Genomic DNA, 16,963 nt, shown 5'->3' with positions numbered 1-16,963 from the left:
CAGAAACTGGGGGCTGCGTAGCTATATTTCGGCGCACTTGGGCACCAATGCTTGCAGATGGTTGCTCAAAAAAACAAAAACCGCAGAAATCAACCACTGACAGAAAGAAAGAGGGAGGGAACCCCATGGACCGCCGCAAATTGCTCACGCTTGTCACCCTGGCTTCCGGCGTGAGCGCCGTATCCCCGGTATGGGCCCAGTTTGATCTGGGCAAGATGCTGGATGCCGGCAAGGACTTGGCCAAGTCCGAGTCGCTGACCGACGAAGAGGTGAAGTCAGCCTTCGACCAGATGGCCGCCGAAAGCGACCGCCAAAACCGCATCGCCCCGGCGGGCAGCCCCTACGCAGCGCGCCTGTCCAAGCTCACCGCCGGCCTGGGCAGCTACGACGGCCTGAAGATGAACTTCAAGGTCTACCTCACGCCCGACATCAACGCCTTCGCCATGGCCAACGGCACCATCCGCGTGTATTCGGGACTGATGGACCAGTTCACCGACGACGAAGTGCGCTACGTCATCGGCCACGAGATCGGCCACGTCAAAAAGGGCCACAGCAAGGCCCGCATCCAGGCCGCCCTGCGCACCAGCGCCCTGCGCAACGCCGTGTCGGCCAGCAACAGCCGCGCTGGCGCCATTGCCAACTCGCAACTGGGTGAGCTGTTCGAAAAAGTGGTGCGGGCCCAGCACTCGCAAAGCAACGAACGCGAAGCGGATGACTACGCGATGGGCTTCATGAAGGCCAAGCGCTACCAACAGGGCGCCTGCGTCAGCGCGCTGGAGAAGCTGGCGGCGATGTCGGGCAGCGAATCGACCAGCTTTTTGTCCACGCATCCATCGCCTAAGGAGCGGGCGGAGCGGATGAAGACGCAGCTGGCGTGATCACACCACGGCGGCCAGAGCAGGAAACCAAAAACGTAGTAGGGAGCAGGAAGTGATAACCGACACCGTTGGCCAAGGGGGCCGAAACGCCCTGAACGACACCATGATCGTTCAGCGGCTTCTCAATCAGATCGACATTCCGGGAGCCCAGCAGCTGGTCGCCGACGGCTCGCCAGGGGTTCGGACCATCTTCAAAATCCAGGCGTTTCAGCGAAGCATCGGGATCGCCCGTCCTGACGGGATCATCGCGCCGCGCAGCAAGACCATGACGGAATTGATGTGCCGGGCGGATGCGGAGAACTCCGTGCATACGCAATTGGCGCTGACAAATCCTGCTCCGACTAGCGCTGATCTTGGTGCGCCTTGGATTGCCACGGCAGAGCGTGAGATTGGTCAGAAGGAGGTGGTGGGCGCGAAAGCCAACCCGCGCATCATGGAATACCACAAGGCATCCAAACATTGGGCCAAAGATGACTCTGGAAAACTGGACGCTTGGTGCGGGTCGTTTGTCGCATGGGTTATGTTGCAACACGGTTTGCCGACGCCCAAAGAGTCCTATCGGGCTTTGGAGTGGGCGCAGTATGGAAGCAAACTCAAGGCCCCTGTTTATGGTGCCATTTGCGTCAAAAGCCGCTCGGGAGGCGGGCATGTCGCTTTTGCGGTGGGACAAAGCCGGGATGGAAAGGACTACTTCGTTCTTGGCGGCAACCAGAATGATGAGGTCAATATAAAAAAATACGCGGCAACCGTTTGGGACGCTTTTGTTTTTCCTCCTGGTGCAGTGGCGGGCACTTCGCTACCTGTGTACAAAGGGACAGCGGAAAATGCGGGGAGGGAGTCGTGAAGCACAGCAAGAGGTTGGACGCCTGTGTCGCAATTTTCTTTGGGTTGTCCGTTTGCATTTCTGGCACGAGCATCGCAGCATCTTCGCAGGGGCCAGCGGCTACAAAAGAAGAAACTGACTCTTACGTCACAGTGGCTTTGGTTAACGCCATCGGGCAGACTCCCTATTCGGCGCTCGTAGTTCATACACGTGTAGACATCGTTCCGCTGCAGGCAGGGGGGCGTTCCTCAGCGGAGTCGGCCGAATACGTTGAGGAACGTACGATTTATCACGCGCGGGTATTGGAAACGTTTCGTGGTAAGTCGGTCCGCCAAATTCGATACGAGATGGTGGGAGAGCGCGGAGAGGCTGCGGTTATTGATTCCAAGCCTCAGATACTGACGCTGTGTTCTGGGCCACGCGGGTTTTACTGGCCTGGTACAGGAGCAAGTTTTCCGGCTGATCAAAAGCTGTTGGTGTTGGCGCGGCAAGTGGGGCGTGAGATGGCCCAAGGCGCACCTCGAAGCTTTGCTCAGTGCAACTGACTTCCCAATGTAGTGAAGAGCATGGAGTTGCTTGCATCCAAGATAGATCGGGATCAAGGAGGGTGGTTTTTTCGAATTGCTGCAGCAAGTTGAGCCGTGGGCCAGCAAGCGTCTGGCAGCTATGCCTAGTCTGGTACTTCAGAGGCTTTGCTGCTCGCACCGAATGTACCCAGGCGCCTGCGGATGCCCGCGGAAGTCGCTGTAAACCTTGCCATCCGGGTAGTACTCTGCCCCAAACTGCACCTTGCCGGCTGCCTCGTCACCGCCCACATGGGCGATGAACGTGAGCATGAGGTCGATGCCCGCGGAAACGCCCGCAGAGGTCCATACCGCACCGTCCTGCACCCAGCGTTGCTCCACGACCTCCACATCGCCCAGCGCCCGAAGGCGGTCCAGTGATCCCCAGTGCGTGGTGGCGCGCTTGCCGCCAAGCAGCCCAGCCGCGTGCAGCACAAAAGCGCCCGTGCAGACGGACAACACGGCCTGGCAGTTTTGCGCCTGCCGTGCCACGAAATCGCGCATCGCAGGGTTGTCCACCTCGCGGCGTGTGCCTTGGCCGCCGGGGATGAGCGGGTAGTCCAGCGGTGGGCAGTTGTCGAAAGAGTGGTGGGGATTGACCGAAAGCCCTTTGGCGCAGGTGACGGGCGCTGTGGTCTGCGCTACTGTCAGGCAGTTCTGGGGCCCATCGGCGTAGCGGCTCCACATCGTGAGCATTTCCCAGGGGTCGACGAAATCGAGTTCCTCGACGTCTGGGAACAGAACGATGCCGAAATTCATGCCCGGGCTCCTCGTGTTGTGGCGGCTCAAAAGGCCGACTTTTCAATAACTCCGCCCACCCTTGTACATCGCATGCTGCCGCCGGCTCAGCGTGGCAGCCTCGCCCAGCCGCCCCATGGCCGCACCGGCGTGGGCGTGGGTGATGGCCAGGCCCAGGCCGTCGGCGGCGTCGGTGCCGGGCAGGCCGGGTAGCTGCAACAGCCGCCGCACCATCTCCTGCACCTGGCTCTTGGCGGCGCGGCCGTGGCCGACTACGGCTTTTTTCATCTGCAGCGCGGTGTATTCGGCCACGGGCAGGTTGCTGGCCACCAGGGCCGTGATGCAGGCGCCGCGCGCCTGGCCCAGCAGCAGGGTGGACTGGGGGTTGACGTTGACGAACACGATTTCCACCGAGGCCACGTCGGGCTCGTAGCGTGCCGCCACCTCGGTGATGCCGTCGAACAAAATTTTCAGCCGGCCCGGCAAATCGCCCAGTGCCAGCGTGGTGGTGCGGATGGTGCCGCTGGCCACGTAGCTGAGCTTGTGGCCGTCCATGTCCACCACACCAAAACCGGTGGTCTGCAGGCCGGGGTCGATGCCTAAGATGCGCATTTGCTCATGTTTTTGTAGCTGCTGGCGCTTGATGGTAAAGCGCTGGAGGCCAATTTGTCTTGAAAATATTCATCCGATCACTCACAGGCCGAAGTACCAGCGCACCGAGTGGAAGAACACGGGCGCCGCAAAACACAGCGCGTCCACCCGGTCGAGCAGGCCACCCGCGCCGGTGACCGACATGCCCTGCATGCCCCAGCTGGTCACGCCGCGGTCGCGTTTCAGGGCCTTCATCACCAGGTGGCCCAGGCTGCCCGCCATGCAGGCCAGCAAGGCCATGCCCAGCGCCTGGCCGGGCTTGAACGGGGTGATGAACGACAGCAACCCGCCCGCCAGGCCCCCGGCGGCCACGCCGGCCAGCCAGCTTGTCCACTGAAAGCTCTGGCTCACTTGCGGCGCCACGGGCTTGTGCGGAAAACGCCGCCCCAGCAGGTGCTGCACCAGCATGCAGGTCTGCACCACAAACACCAGAAAGAACACCAGAAAAGCGCCCTTGTCACGGTAGCCCGGAAAGTCCAGCAGCAGCAGCGCGGGCACATGGCTCATGCCGTACACGCAGACCATGATGCCCCACTGCAGCTTGGCGTTGCGCTCCAGAAAGCGCTGCGGGTCGTTGGCCAGCGCGCTCACCACCGGCAGCGCGAGGAACACGTAAACCGGGATGAACACCGTGAACAGGTCGAAGTGCCGGGTCCCCACGATCCAGAACTGCAGCGGCAGCACCACAAAAAACGCCAGCACCAGGCTGCGGTGATCGCCACGCCGCGTGGGCGAGAGCGTGATGAACTCGCGCAGTGCAAAAAAGCCCACGATGGCAAACAGCACGGTGGCCACCGTGTCGCCCAGCACCCAGCCCACCCAGAACACTGTGGCCATGGCCCACGACGTCTTGAGCAAGCCCCAGAAGCGCCGGGCCTCCAGCGCGCGGGCTTCGGACTCGGGGTCGTCGCTGGCATGCTCGCGCAGGTTGCGCACAAAGGCCCAAATGGTGACGGCCGACAGGATGCCAAACACCACCAGGAACAGGGCGCCGATCTGCTGCGTGGCGCTGAGATTGCGAAGAAAGTCGTTCATGTCCGTCTCGCCCCCCGGGCGGCGGCAGTAGTGGGCAGCAAGGTGCTGGGTGCCATCATGGTCAGACCTCCCGCAGCGCGATCACTGCCCGGCGCGCGCGGTCGAGAAAAGGGCGGCGCTCCTCGCCCGGCTCCAGCGCGATGGGCGCTCCAAACGTCACCGAGCACAGGATGGGCACCGGCACCACTTCGCCCTTGGGCATCACGCGCTGCACGTTGTTGATCCATGCCGGCACCAGCACCACCTGCGGAAACATCTGCGCCAGCTTGTACAGGCCCGACTTGAACGGCTGCGGCTCATCGCCATGGCCGCGCGTGCCTTCCGGAAAGATCACGATCGAGTCGCCGCTCTCCAGCGCCCGCACCAGCGGGGCCAGCGGGTCGGATGCGGGCAGGGCGGCGCGCAGGGCTTCGGGCGTGGGCGCAAGGGGCGGGGCTTCGGGCGAAGGGTCCGGCCCTCCCGCCATGGCGGTGTCCGCATCGGCGGCAGCACTGGCCAATGCCTCCAGCACCCCCACGGGCTCTGCCACTACCGGTGCCGGGGGCCGCGCGGGCGTGGCCTGGCGGTCCACATACACCGCGTTGAACACGGCCGTGGTGATCCACTGGCGAAACGGCGTCTTGGTCCAGTAATCCTTGGCGGCGATGGGGCGCGTGATGCTGCGCAGCTCCTCGGGCAGCGCTGCCCAGATCAGCACCATGTCGGCATGGCTCTGGTGGTTGGCGAAATAAATGCGCTGTTCGGCCTTGGGGGGGCAGCCGTACCAGCGGGCCTGGGAGCCGGTGAGAAACCGCACGATCCCCAGCAGGAGAAGACTCATCAACTTGGCAAGCATGGCGGGGATGATACGGGGCGGGGGAGGGGCAGCTTGGGGAGATTGCCACCGTCTTCCGTCATAGGCTTGGGCCTAAAGCTGAAAAATAACCGCCTTGGTTAAGGAGCGTAAATACGTCCGACGATTGCCGCAGAGCATGCCACCAAGTTGACGGCGAGCAAGGCGTAGAGCGTTCGCCGAAACCTGAATCCTGACAATGCGCAAACGAGCAGTGTTGTACCGATTGAGAGGAGAAAAGCACCTCCTGTGTATGCAGCTATACCGTGCAGAACGCTAACCTTCAAGGGGGCACTACGCAATCCGCCCTCTGCAAGTTCTCCCGTTTGCAACGCCATGACTCCTGCACTACCCGACATAACGGCGAGCAAAAGTAAGACCGCTTTCGCACCTATCCGCTCAAATGCAGATGATGGCCTCTCAGGTTGTGGCAGCCCCTCTGTGCTCCGGCTCATGTCGTTTCCTCTTGGAAGATCCACGTCCGCTCCTCGCTAAATCCTAGGTTCAATACTTCCGACGAAAGTGAATTAGTCGTGGTCGGGAGCACATCCAATTACGGCAACTCCGCACTCCCCATCCGCCCCAGAATCGTCCGCGTCCTCCCCGCCAGATACGCCGACCCCGGCGTCTTCTCAAACCGCTTGGGCGCGGGCAGCATCACCGCCAGCCGTGCGGCCTCTGATGCCGTGAGGCGCGAGGCGCTCTTGCGGAAGTAGTGCTGCGCAGCGGCCTCGGCGCCAAACACGCCGTCGCCCCATTCCACGCTGTTCAGATAGATCTCCAGGATGCGCTGCTTGGACAGCAGCTGCTCCAGCAGCAGCGTCAGCACAAACTCCTGCCCCTTGCGCAGCAGCGTGCGTTCGCCCGAGAGCAGCAGGTTCTTGGCCAGCTGCTGCGTGATGGTGGAGCCGCCGCGGATCCTGGGGGCGCGCACGGGGCGGTCGGGGGCACGGGCCTGGGCCTTGCTGGCCTGGGCTTCGGCCTTGGCGTTGCGTTCCCAGGCTTTTTCAATCGCGTTCCAGTCCACGCCATCGTGGTTCACAAAGCTGTCGTCTTCCGACGCAATGACGGCGCGCTTGAGGTGGTCGGAGATGCTGGCATAGGGCATCCATTCCTGGCGCCAGCGCACCTGGCCGGTGCTGGCGATCTGCGCCCAGGCTTCAGAGCGCTGAAAGCTGGTGGATTCCGGGTCGATGACCACCATGGCCGCAATGCGGACGACAAAGAACAGCTGCAGCGCCACCAGGGCGAACACGACCAGGCCCAGCCAGCGCAGTACGGCTTTCATTGCGGCGTTTTTCCCTGTGTGGGGTGTTGTGAATGAATGGGCATGCCGTTGCAAAACCGTTCGGGCCGAGCTTGGCGAAGCGTTGCGCGGCGCTTCGACAAGCTCAGCGTGAACGGTTCGAGGGCAATCATGGCAACCCGCGCCTTGCTCACGCGGCCCGCTGCATCTCGGCCAGCACCTGGGCCGAAGGGGGCCGCACGCCGCGCCACAGCAAAAAGGCTTCGGCGGCCTGCTCCACCAGCATGCCCAGGCCGTCGCGCGGCACGGCGCCGTGCTGGCGGGCCCAGTCCAGAAAACCCTGGGCGGCGGGGCCGTACATCATGTCGTAGGCCAGGCAGCCGGGGCGCAGCACGCTGGCGGGCACGGGCACCGAGGCACCGGCCAGGCTGCTGGCCGTGGCGTTGATGATTACATCAAAATTGGCATCCAGCGCTTGTGGGGTATGCGCGAGTAGCTCTGATTTTTGTAGCGATGCAAGTGCGCTGTGCGATTGCACCAGGGCTTCAGCCTTGGCCAGCGTGCGGTTGGCGATGGTGATGTGGCGGGCCCCCGCCAGCAGCAGCGGGCCCAGCACGCCCGCTGCGGCGCCACCGGCGCCCACCAGCAGCACGTCGCGCCCGGCCAGCGACACCCCGGCGTTGCGCGTGATGTCGGCCACCAGGCCCAGGCCGTCGGTGTTGTCGGCATGGATGCTGCCGTCGGCGCGGAATGTGAGGGTGTTGGCGGCGCCCGCGAGCTGCACGCGCTCGCTGCATTCGGTGGCCAGGCCGGGCACCTCGGTCTTGAAGGGCACGGTGATGTTGCAGCCGCGCCCGCCCTGGGCCACAAAGTCGCGCACGGCCTGCGCAAAGCCGTCCAGCGGCACCAGGCGGCGTTCGTAGCGCACCGGCTCGCCCGTCAGCTCGGCAAAGCGGGTGTGGATGGCGGGCGAGCGGCTGTGGGCCACGGGGTTACCCATCACGCAGTACAGGTCGGTGGAAAGAGGCGAAGAGGTCATGGGAACAACAAGGGCTGCATAAAGGGGGCTGACCAGTGCCCCCGCGGCACTGGCTTTGCCAGGCCGCTGGGGGGCGTTCCCCTTGGGGGAAGGCGCCGCAGGCGACCCAGGGGGTTACCTCACACTTGTTTCAAGTGTCTGGTCGCGCGTGAACTTGAAGCGCGCCACCATGGCAATCTGGTCGGCTTTCTGGCGCATGTCGGCGTTGAACGTGCCAAACGGGCCTGCCGCGCGGGCGATGGCTTCGGCGCGGCGGTCCAGCGTGGGGTTGCCCGAGCCTTGCACCACCTCGGTCTCCAGCACGCGGCCGTCGTGGTTGACGGTGACGATCATGGTCAGCTCGCCATACAGCTTGCGCCCGCCCTGTTCGGGGAAGTTTTCGGTGCCCTTGTCTTCCACCTTGCGGCGCAGCGCGTCGTAATAGACGGCATAGGCCTCTTCGCGCGTGGCGGGGCTGATGTAGCGCTTCTTGGGGCGCGAGTTTTCTTCGTTGATGCGCTTTTCGATCTCGGCCAGCAGCTTGACGAGCTGGCGGCGCTTTTCCTGCTCGCTGGCCTGGTCGGCGCTCTGCGCGGCCTGGCGCGGGTCGGGCTCGGGCATGGTGGCCAGCTGTTTGCGCAGCTGGGCCAGCAGCTGGGCCTGCTGCTCCTGCATGGCGTCCATCTTGCGCTGCGCTTCTTCAAAGTCGTCGCCGATGGCTGTCAGGGCCGAATAGGGCAGGGGGCTGGTCGCGCGGCCTTTTTCTGCATCGCCACCACCGGCCAGGTTGGCCTGGGCAATCGCCTGGGCCTTGTCCGGGCGTTCGTTGGACTTGGCGTTGACCAGGATGACTTCGAGCGGCGTGTCCTGGAACACGCGGTTGAAGCTCACCGGGTCAACAAAACGCACGGTGATGAGTGCGGCATGCACGGCCACCGAGATGCCCAGCGCCAGCTGCAGCGTGCTGAAGGTGCGGAGGAAGGCAGGGAGTTTCACAGCAGCGGATTATCAGGGGGGCGTGGGGGTGGGTTCGGGCTCGTTCACGTCCACCGCGATGGCGATCGGCCCGGCCACGTTGTCGTTGTCCTCGGCATCGTCTTCGTCCGGCACCGGGCCATCGTCGCTTGGGTCGGCGGGGTCGTCCAGGCGTTCGATCACGGTGCCGTGCAGGTCCAGCGTGATCTCGTCCACCTCGCCCAGCTTGACCTTGAGGCGCGCGCCGCGCGGCAGGTTCTGCGCGCCCAGCACGGGGAAGACCAGCGGAATGTCGTCCGCCCGCACCAGAAAGCTGCCGCCCGGGCCTTCCTTGAACACGGTGGCGTTCAGCTCGGTGATGCCGTTCTGCTCCACGTACTTCAGCGTCCAGAAGCGCTCCATGCCCGCCTGGTAGCCGTTGTAGGCGCTGTAGGCAGCGTCAAAGCTGCTGATGATGGAGAACAGGTCGGCATCCTTGGGCTTGAACGGCGCGGCCAGCGCGGCCGTCTTGCCATGGCGCACCACGGCGATGATCTGCCACTGGTTGACCAGATCGGTATAGCGGCGCAGGGGCGACGTGGCCCACGAATAGGCTTTGACGCCGATGCCTGCATGCGGCAGCGCCTTGGTGCCCATGCGCACTTTCACGCCCGGCGCCATGCTGGCCTGGCTGCGGTAGATGCCGGGCACGCCATGCTCGGCCAGCATCAGGCCCCAGGTGCTGTTGGCCACGATGGCGGCCTCGGCCACGATCAGGTCGAGCGGTGCGCCGCGCTGGCGGGTGCTGATCTGCACCTGCTCGGAGCCATCGGGCTCGCCGCGGTTATTACCCACCAGGCGGAAGTTGTAGTCCGGACGGTTGAAGTTTTCGGGCTTGCCGCGAACCACTTCGCGCTGCGCCTTGAGGTTTTGGGCCAGGCGGTATAAAAATGATAGCTGATCGCGCTTATCCAGCAAGCGATGGGGCGTGTTTTCATGCTGAATTGCCGGGTCGGCCAGCCATTCTTCGGTGACGATGTGGTCGAGCTGGTCGTGGCGGAAGTTCACTTCCACGGGCACGCGTTCGAGCCGTGTCTCGGTGCCGGTGATCTCCAGCGTGGCTTCGTTCACCGTCACATACAGCGACACGGCGGGGTTGGCGCGGCCTTCGTCCAGCGTGTAGATCTGCACCACCTCGTCGGGCAGCATGGTGATCTTGTAGCCGGGCATGTACACGGTGGACAGTCGGTTGCGGCCCAGCTGGTCCAGCGGCGAGCCGGGCACGATGGCCAGGCCCGGCGCCGCGATGTGGATGCCCACGGTGACGGTGCCGGTGCCCAGGCCCTGCACGGACAGGGCATCGTCGATCTCGGTGGTTTGCGAGTCGTCGATGGAATACGCCTGCACCGGGGCCAGCGGCAGGTCCTCGGGCGGCTGGGGCGCGGTGATGGCCGGAAAGCCCGTGCCCTTGGGGAAGTTCTCGAACAGAAAACGCTTCCAGTGGAACTGGTAGGCCGAGTCGATGGCGCCCGCTTTTTGCAGCAGGTCGAGCGGCGCGGTGTGCGTGGCACGGCTGGCCTCGACCACGGCCTTGTATTCGGGCGCGTTCTTGTCGGGCTTGAACAGGATCTTGTAGAGCTGGTCGCGGATGGGCTGCGGGCACTCGCCACGGCCCAGCTGCGCGGCCCACTCCTCGATCTGCGCCAGGATGGCCTTTTTCTTCTCGATGGCGGCCAGCGCCTGCTGCAGGATCTCGGCCGGGGCCTTTTTGAACCGGCCCTTGCCCGCGCGGCGGAAGTAGTGCGGCGCGTCGTACAGGCGAAACAGCGCGCCGGCCTGCTGCGCCAGCGTGGCGTTGTCGGAGAAATAGTCGCGCGCCAGGTCGGCAAAGCCGAACTCGTCTTCGGGCGCGAATTCCCAGGCCAGGTCGAGCTCGATGGTTTCGGCCACGGCCTGGGCCTGGGCGATCAGCTCGGAAGGCGCGGGTTTGTCAAATTTCAGGAGGATGTTGGCGGCCTTGACCTTGACCCGCTTGCCCGAGTCGAGCTCCACCTGGGCAGAGGTGTCGGCTTCGGACAGGATACGGCCGGCCATGAATTTGCCGGCTTCTTCAAACAGTGCATGCATGGGCGGCATTCTCCCATGGGTGCCGCGCGGCTTTGGCGGCCCCTATGATCCAGGACTTTGCATGACGGCCCGGTCTTTCGACATGTTTCTTGATGCCATTGCGGTCCCGCTGGCCTTGCTCGCAGTGGCATCGCCGTTTCTTTTCGCCGTCACCGACTCCCCCCTGACCAGCTTCTGGCCGCTGGTGGCCTCCTGGGTGTGCATCGCGGTGCTGTTGCTGGTGGCTGCAGCGTGGTTGCGTGCCGGTGCACCGCGGCGCGTGGGCCCGGCTGGGTGGGGCCTGCTGCTGGCCGGCGGGCTGGGGCTGGCAGCCCTGGTGGGCAGCGTCATCGGGCTGGTGCAATACGTGGCGGGCGATGTCGGCTGGGGGCCCTGGCTGCATGCCACGCTGCCGGGCCAGGCGGTGGGCAACCTGCGCCAGCGCAACCAGCAGGCCACCCTGCTCAGCCTGGGCGCCTGGGCCTGGCTGTGGTGGACCCTGCACCGCCAGCCACGCCCCGGGGTCGCGCCTTGGGGGGTCATTGCGGGTAATTCGTCAGTGTCTGGCCTGTGGGGCATGGCGGCCGCCATCGCGGTGGCCTGGGTGGCCGTGGGCGGGGCTGCCACGGCCTCGCGGACCGCGGTGGTGCAGTGGCTGCTCATCCTGGTATTGCTGGCGCTCTGGCGCGGCGAGGGGCGGCGCAGCGCCCTGGGCCTGGGCCTGGCGGGCTTTGCGGTGTTCATGGCAGCGGCCTGGGTGTTGCCGGAAGCGCTGTGGCGGCTGCAAGGGGTGCGCGCCGATGCGCTGTTTCACCGGTTTGCCGACGCGTCCCACAGCTGCACGAGCCGGCGCGTGCTGTGGTCCAACGTGCTCACCCTGATTGCCCAGAAACCCTGGCTGGGATGGGGCTGGGGCGAGCTGGACTATGCGCACTACATCACACTGTTTCCCGGCGAGCGCTTTTGTGTGCTGCTGGACAACGCGCACAACCTGCCGCTGCACCTGGCCGTGGAGCTGGGCCTGCCTGCTGCGGTAGCGCTGTGCACCGGTGCGCTGGCGCTCTGCGTGTATGCCCGGCCCTGGCGCGAAACTGTTCCCGCCCGCCAGCTGGCCTGGGGCGTGCTGGCCCTCATCGGGCTGCACAGCCTGCTGGAGTACCCGCTGTGGTATGGCCCGTTTCAGCTGGTGGCGCTGCTGTCGCTCGCCATTTTGCTGTGGCCACGGCGCGCTGCCGCGCCGCTGGCGCGTGCGTGGCTGGTTGCGCTGGGGGCCGCCCTGGCGGTTTTTGCGGCCTGCGGCCTGGCGGCCTGGGATTACCACCGGGTGAGCCAGCTGTACAAGCCCGGCGCCCAGCGCTCACCAGCCTACCGCGACAACACGCAGGAGAAAGTGGCCCGCTCGGTGCTGTTTTCAGGCACGCTCGACTTTGCGCGCCTCACCACGACGGGTTTGACCCGGGACAACGCCGAGCGCATGAACGCCCTGGCGCAGGAGTTGCTGCACTATTCGCCCGAGCCCCGCGTGATCGAGGTGCTGATCGAGAGCGCCGTGATGCTGGGCAAGGACGACGAAGCGGCCTTTCACATGAAGCGCTACCGCATCGCCTACCCCAACAACTTTGCGCGCTGGACAGGGCCGCAAGGCCAGCGCGCATCCGGGGCGCGCTGACGGGCCGACGACCCGGCGCCGTCAGGCCAGGCGCAGAAACGCTGTCACCCGGGGAAGGTAGTCGCTGAAGTTGGCAAGCGCATGCTCGCCCCCTTCCTGCACGATCTGCTGCGCCTTCGGGTAGCGGGCCACCATTTCGCGCCAGTCCAGCACCTCGTCACCTTGGGCAATGATGGCCAGTTCCGGGGCTGCGGGGGGCATGCATGCCGTGTCGAGTGCGCGCAGTTCGTCAATGTATTCCGGCCGGAAATAGAACCGTTCCGCCGGGTCGTGCCAGGCGGTCTGCTCGCCGATGTACCGCGCCAGGTCCCGGGCCGGGTGCACGGCGGGGTTGAGCATGACGCTGGGGCAGCCCTTGTGCTGCGCCACCCAGCTCGCATAAAAGCCGCCCAGCGACGAGCCGATCACGCCCATGGCCGCACCGGGCCAGGTGGTCACGCCTTGGGCTACCAGCGCCATCGCCTCCCTGGGAGAAGGGGGCAGCTGCGGGCACCAGAAGGTGACGCCCGGGTGGTGCTGCGCCACATGCGCAGCCATCTGCCGGGCCTTGGCCGACTGCGGGGAAGAGCGAAAACCGTGCAGGTACAGAAGGTGGGTGGTGGTCATGGGTGTGCTGTTCGCAGGGTCACCACAGGGCCACAGCAGGCGGCGGCCGGGCAGGGCAACCACCGCTGTGAATTTGGCGGACACAGGCATAAGATGGGTGGCATGGGTGCCAAGCGGTGGCGCCCGCTGCACTGATCCCCACCATGACTGATTTTGCCCCGCTTTCCACCGCCAGACGCTGGGCCCAGGGATCCACCGAGAAGCCGCCCACGTCGCTCGGGCGGTTCGAGCTCAAGAAACTGCTGGGCCGCGGCGCCCAGGCCACGGTGTGGCTGGCGCTGGACCCGCGCCTGCAGCGCGAGGTGGCCATCAAGCTCCTGCGCCCCGTGGAGGACCAGGACCCGTCGGTGCTGGAGCACTGGCTGCGCGAGGCGCGGCATGTGGGTCGCCTGGCGCACCCGTTCATCGTGCCGGTGTTCGAGGCCGATGTGCAGGGCCGCCAGCCGTACATCGTGTTCGAGTACGTGCCGGGCAAGACACTCGCCGAGCACCTGGCGCAGCAGGGGCGCTGCACGCCGCACGATGCGGTGGCGCTGATGGTGGATGTGCTGGATGGCCTGCAGGCTGCGCACCAGGCAGGCATCGTGCACCGCGACCTGAAGCCTTCCAACATCATGGTGGACAGCCAGCGCCATGCGCGGGTGATGGACTTTGGCATGGCAGCGCCGGTGCAGGCCGCGCCGGATTCGCAGCTGGCCAGTGGCACCCCGGCGTATCTGGCCCCCGAGGCGGCTGCCGGGGCAGCCCCCGCGCCGTCCATGGATGTGTATTCGGCCGCGCTGGTGCTGGTGGAGCTGCTGACCGGCCGGCCGCTGATCCACCAGAAGGACACCTGGCAGGCGCTCTACCGCATCGCCAACGAATCCCTGGCGCTGCCGGAGGACCTGGGCCCCGGCGTGGACGACGGGTTGCGGGCGATTTTGCAGCGTGCCATGGCCCGTGAGCCGGGCCAGCGCTACCCGTCGGCTGCGGAGTTTCGCGATGCCTTGCGTGCCTGGGCGGCACCCGCCAGCGCCCCCACGGCGGCCAGCAATGCCACGCTGGATTTTTTGCTGCGGCGCATGCGCCACAAGAGCGACTTCCCCGCGCTGTCGGATTCTGTGGCCCGCATCCAGCGCGTGGCCAATTCGGAGGACGACAGCATCAGCGATCTCACGCACGAGATCTTGAAGGACGTGGCGCTCACCAACAAGCTGCTGCGCCTGGTCAACAGCGTGCACTATGCCCATGCGGGGCGCGGAACCATCAGCACTGTTTCGCGCGCGGTGAGCCTGGTGGGGTTCAACGCCGTGCGCAACATGGCGCTCAGCCTGGTGCTGCTGGACCACATGCAGGACAAGCAGCACGCCAGCCAGATGCGCGAGGAGTTCCTGCGCGCCATGATGGCCGGATCGGTGGCGGCGGAGCTGTGCGAGCCCGGCCAGGCGGCCGAGGAGGCCTTCATTGGCGCCATGTTCCAGAACCTGGGCCGCATGCTGTGCACCTTTTACTTCCCGGAAGAGGCGCATCAGGTGCGCTCCCTGGTCGAGTCCGGCCGTGTGGAAGGCGGCGAAGAGTCTGCCGCGCTCCAGGTGCTGGGCCTGGGTTTCGAGGACCTGGGGGTGGGCGTGGCCCGGGTCTGGGGGCTGCCCGAGAGCCTGCAGCGCTGCATGCGCAAACCGCTGGGCTCGCCGATGCAGCGCCCGCCCGAGCAGGGGGCAGAGCGGCTGCGGTGGGTGGCCATGGCGGCCAACGAGGTGGCCAGCAACATGCTTCTGGGTGAGGCCGCCTCGCTGGAGGCCCGCCTCGAGCAGATCGGCACCCGCTATGCGCGCACGCTGGCACTGCCCGCCAGCAAGATTACCGAGGCCACCTTGCGGGCCCGCCACAAGCTCGTGGCACTTGCCGAAGCGCTGGACCTGCGGGTTGCCCCCGGCACACCTGCGGCGCGGCTGCTGCAGTTGCCCCCACCCACGGGCGCCGCGCGCGCGCAGGAGGACGCCCTGGAGCCGCATGAATTGCGCGGCAGCGAGACCCAGCCCCTGCCGGCGGTGCTGGAATCGCAGGCCGGTGGCGCGGTGTCGGTGGCTCAGGTCAACGAGGTGCTGGCGGCGGGCATCCAGGACATCACCAATGCCATGGTCGAGAATTTCCAGCTCAATGACGTGCTGCGCATGATTCTGGAGACGATGTTCCGCGCGCTGGGTTTCCGGCGTATGGTGTTCTGCCTGCGCGAGGCGCGCACGGATCTGCTGACCGGGCGCTTCGGCCTGGGCGAGGGCAGCGATGCGGCGGTGCGTGCGATGCGGATTCCACTGGCGGCGCAAGGGGACCTGTTTGCCGCCGTCTGCCAGCGCGGGGCCGATACCCTCATCAACGATGCGACCGAACCCAAGATGCAGGCCCGGCTGCCCCAGTGGTACCGCCAGGGACTCAACGCACCATCGTTTCTGCTGCTACCGCTGCAGATCAAGGGCCAGACCTTTGCCTTGATCTACGCCGACCAGGCCACCCCCGGGGGCATCGTGGTCGACGACAAGGCCCTGGGGCTGCTGCGCACGCTGCGCAACCAGGCCGTGATGGCTTTCCGCCAAGCGGGATGACGCCAGGCCCCCCCGAAGCGGCCCGATAATCCTGCGATGGCCGTTGTTTTCGAAAAGCCCTCGTTCGCCCAGCGTTTTCTGCCCCTGTTTCGCGGGTTCGACCTGCCGCTCGTCCTGCTGGTGGCGCTGCTGGCGTGCGCGGGGCTGGTGGCGATGTACTCGTCGGGCTACGACCATGGGACGCGCTTTGCCGACCATGGGCGCAACATGCTCATTGCGGGGGCGATTCTTTTCATGGTGGCCCAGGTGCCTCCGCAGAAAATCATGCTCTTTGCCGTGCCGCTGTACCTCGCCGGCGTGGCGCTGCTGGTGGCTGTGGCGCTGTTTGGCATCACCAAAAAGGGGGCCACCCGCTGGGTCAACGTCGGCATCGTGATCCAGCCGAGCGAAATTCTGAAAATTGCCATGCCGCTGATGCTGGCCTGGTGGTTCCAGAAGCGCGAGGGTGCGTTGCGCCCTCTCGATTTTGTGGCTGCGGGCCTGCTGTTGGCCATTCCGGTCGGGCTGATCATGAAACAGCCCGACCTGGGTACCTCGCTGCTGGTGCTGGCGGCCGGCCTGTCGGTGATCTTTTTTGCGGGCCTGTCCTGGAAGCTGGTGTTGCCGCCGGTATTGCTGGGGGGCGGCGGCATCCTGGCGCTGGTGCTGCTCGGAGACCATCTGTGCGCCGAAGGCGTGCGCTGGGTGGTGCTGCATGAGTACCAGCAGCAACGTGTCTGCACCCTGCTGGACCCCACCCGGGACCCGCTGGGCAAGGGGTTTCACATCATTCAGGGCATGATCGCCATCGGCTCCGGCGGTATCTGGGGCAAGGGGTTCATGGCGGGCACGCAGACCCATCTCGAGTTCATCCCCGAGCGCACAACAGACTTCATTTTTGCGGCGTTTTCGGAAGAGTTCGGGCTGGCGGGCAACGTGTTTTTGCTGGTCTGCTTTCTGCTTCTTGTATGGCGTGGCCTGGCCATTGCCGCGGGTGCCACGAGCCTGTTCGGGCGTCTCATGGCAGCGGCGGTGTCGATGATTTTCTTTACCTACGCTTTCGTGAACATGGGCATGGTCAGCGGCATCCTGCCCGTCGTGGGGGTGCCGCTGCCCTTCATCAGCTATGGCGGCACGGCCATGGTCACCCTGGGACTGGCGCTGGGCATTCTGATGTCGGTGGCGCGCGCGCACAAGCGCGACTCCAAGGACGCGCGCCCTGCGCTGTAGGGTCTTCGCGCCGCCTTGCACGCAGTGCGCCAACGGGGTACAAACCACGGGGC

Annotated in this window: 16 protein-coding genes; 6 read left to right on the top strand and 10 right to left on the bottom strand. The window is 65.5% G+C overall.

Annotation, left to right across the window (positions count from 1 at the left end):
* The first annotated feature begins 125 nt into the window (after positions 1-125).
* Genes AAFF19_RS19320 through AAFF19_RS19310 form a run of 3 tightly spaced genes read left to right on the top strand, consistent with a single transcriptional unit; the run spans position 126 to position 2,246 of the window.
* Complete coding sequence (locus AAFF19_RS19320; protein WP_342720812.1) at positions 126-878, top strand: M48 family metallopeptidase; 753 nt, start codon at positions 126-128, stop codon at positions 876-878.
* Positions 879-930: 52 nt separating this feature from the next.
* A complete protein-coding gene (locus AAFF19_RS19315; RefSeq protein WP_008904732.1) occupies positions 931-1,722 on the top strand; it encodes a TIGR02594 family protein in 792 nt (263 codons plus the stop codon).
* Positions 1,719-2,246: a hypothetical protein gene (locus AAFF19_RS19310; protein ID WP_160165344.1), complete on the top strand. Its 528-nt coding sequence runs from the start codon at positions 1,719-1,721 to the stop codon at positions 2,244-2,246. The genes AAFF19_RS19315 and AAFF19_RS19310 overlap by 4 nt, the downstream gene beginning before the upstream one ends.
* Before the next feature lie 138 nt (positions 2,247-2,384).
* On the opposite strand, the gene AAFF19_RS19305 is transcribed toward AAFF19_RS19310, so the two are convergent.
* The 9 genes from AAFF19_RS19305 to AAFF19_RS19265 form a co-directional block, all read right to left on the bottom strand.
* Positions 2,385-3,023 (bottom strand): DJ-1/PfpI family protein, encoded by a 639-nt coding sequence (locus tag AAFF19_RS19305; RefSeq protein ID WP_182120392.1) that lies wholly within the window; start codon positions 3,021-3,023, stop codon positions 2,385-2,387.
* A gap of 42 nt (positions 3,024-3,065) precedes the next feature.
* Positions 3,066-3,614, bottom strand: a complete 549-nt coding sequence (ruvC, locus tag AAFF19_RS19300) for a crossover junction endodeoxyribonuclease RuvC (protein ID WP_342720811.1) — start codon at positions 3,612-3,614, stop codon at positions 3,066-3,068.
* 81 nt (positions 3,615-3,695) lie between these two features.
* Entirely contained in the window at positions 3,696-4,688 is a 993-nt protein-coding gene (locus AAFF19_RS19295; RefSeq protein ID WP_342720810.1) for a phosphatidate cytidylyltransferase, read from the bottom strand.
* Positions 4,689-4,749: 61 nt separating this feature from the next.
* Complete coding sequence (locus AAFF19_RS19290; RefSeq protein ID WP_342720809.1) at positions 4,750-5,523, bottom strand: lysophospholipid acyltransferase family protein; 774 nt, start codon at positions 5,521-5,523, stop codon at positions 4,750-4,752.
* Positions 5,524-6,073: 550 nt separating this feature from the next.
* The gene (gene mtgA, locus AAFF19_RS19285; RefSeq protein WP_342720808.1) at positions 6,074-6,808 is read right to left on the bottom strand and encodes a monofunctional biosynthetic peptidoglycan transglycosylase; all 735 of its coding nucleotides are present in this window, start codon (positions 6,806-6,808) and stop codon (positions 6,074-6,076) included.
* Positions 6,805-6,939, bottom strand: a complete 135-nt coding sequence (locus AAFF19_RS19280; protein ID WP_342720807.1) for a hypothetical protein — start codon at positions 6,937-6,939, stop codon at positions 6,805-6,807. The genes mtgA and AAFF19_RS19280 overlap by 4 nt, the downstream gene beginning before the upstream one ends.
* A gap of 17 nt (positions 6,940-6,956) precedes the next feature.
* Positions 6,957-7,805, bottom strand: a complete 849-nt coding sequence (gene aroE / locus AAFF19_RS19275; RefSeq protein WP_342720806.1) for a shikimate dehydrogenase — start codon at positions 7,803-7,805, stop codon at positions 6,957-6,959.
* 114 nt (positions 7,806-7,919) lie between these two features.
* Positions 7,920-8,780: a TonB family protein gene (locus tag AAFF19_RS19270; RefSeq protein WP_008904741.1), complete on the bottom strand. Its 861-nt coding sequence runs from the start codon at positions 8,778-8,780 to the stop codon at positions 7,920-7,922.
* A gap of 12 nt (positions 8,781-8,792) precedes the next feature.
* The gene (locus AAFF19_RS19265) at positions 8,793-10,865 is read right to left on the bottom strand and encodes an RNB domain-containing ribonuclease (RefSeq protein WP_342720805.1); all 2,073 of its coding nucleotides are present in this window, start codon (positions 10,863-10,865) and stop codon (positions 8,793-8,795) included.
* Between the two features lie 61 nt (positions 10,866-10,926).
* On the opposite strand from AAFF19_RS19265, the gene AAFF19_RS19260 reads away from it, so the two are divergent.
* Positions 10,927-12,513: a Wzy polymerase domain-containing protein gene (locus AAFF19_RS19260; RefSeq protein WP_342720804.1), complete on the top strand. Its 1,587-nt coding sequence runs from the start codon at positions 10,927-10,929 to the stop codon at positions 12,511-12,513.
* A 21-nt stretch (positions 12,514-12,534) separates the two neighbouring features.
* Here AAFF19_RS19260 and AAFF19_RS19255 read toward each other — a convergent pair whose 3' ends face one another.
* A complete protein-coding gene (locus AAFF19_RS19255; RefSeq protein ID WP_342720803.1) occupies positions 12,535-13,119 on the bottom strand; it encodes a YqiA/YcfP family alpha/beta fold hydrolase in 585 nt (194 codons plus the stop codon).
* Positions 13,120-13,262: 143 nt separating this feature from the next.
* Between AAFF19_RS19255 and AAFF19_RS19250 the strand changes: the two genes are divergently transcribed.
* Together AAFF19_RS19250 and rodA are read left to right on the top strand one after the other, a co-directional pair.
* A complete protein-coding gene (locus AAFF19_RS19250) occupies positions 13,263-15,701 on the top strand; it encodes a serine/threonine protein kinase (protein ID WP_034693993.1) in 2,439 nt (812 codons plus the stop codon).
* A 36-nt stretch (positions 15,702-15,737) separates the two neighbouring features.
* Positions 15,738-16,910, top strand: coding sequence for a rod shape-determining protein RodA (rodA, locus tag AAFF19_RS19245; RefSeq protein ID WP_008904746.1), 1,173 nt, complete (start codon positions 15,738-15,740; stop codon positions 16,908-16,910).
* Positions 16,911-16,963: the final 53 nt, after the last annotated feature.

Origin of the sequence: Acidovorax sp. FHTAMBA (genome assembly GCF_038958875.1) — a bacterium.
Classification (GTDB): domain Bacteria; phylum Pseudomonadota; class Gammaproteobacteria; order Burkholderiales; family Burkholderiaceae_C; genus Acidovorax.
Note: the sequence above shows the minus strand (reverse complement) of the source record. Positions and strands in the feature narration are given on the sequence as shown.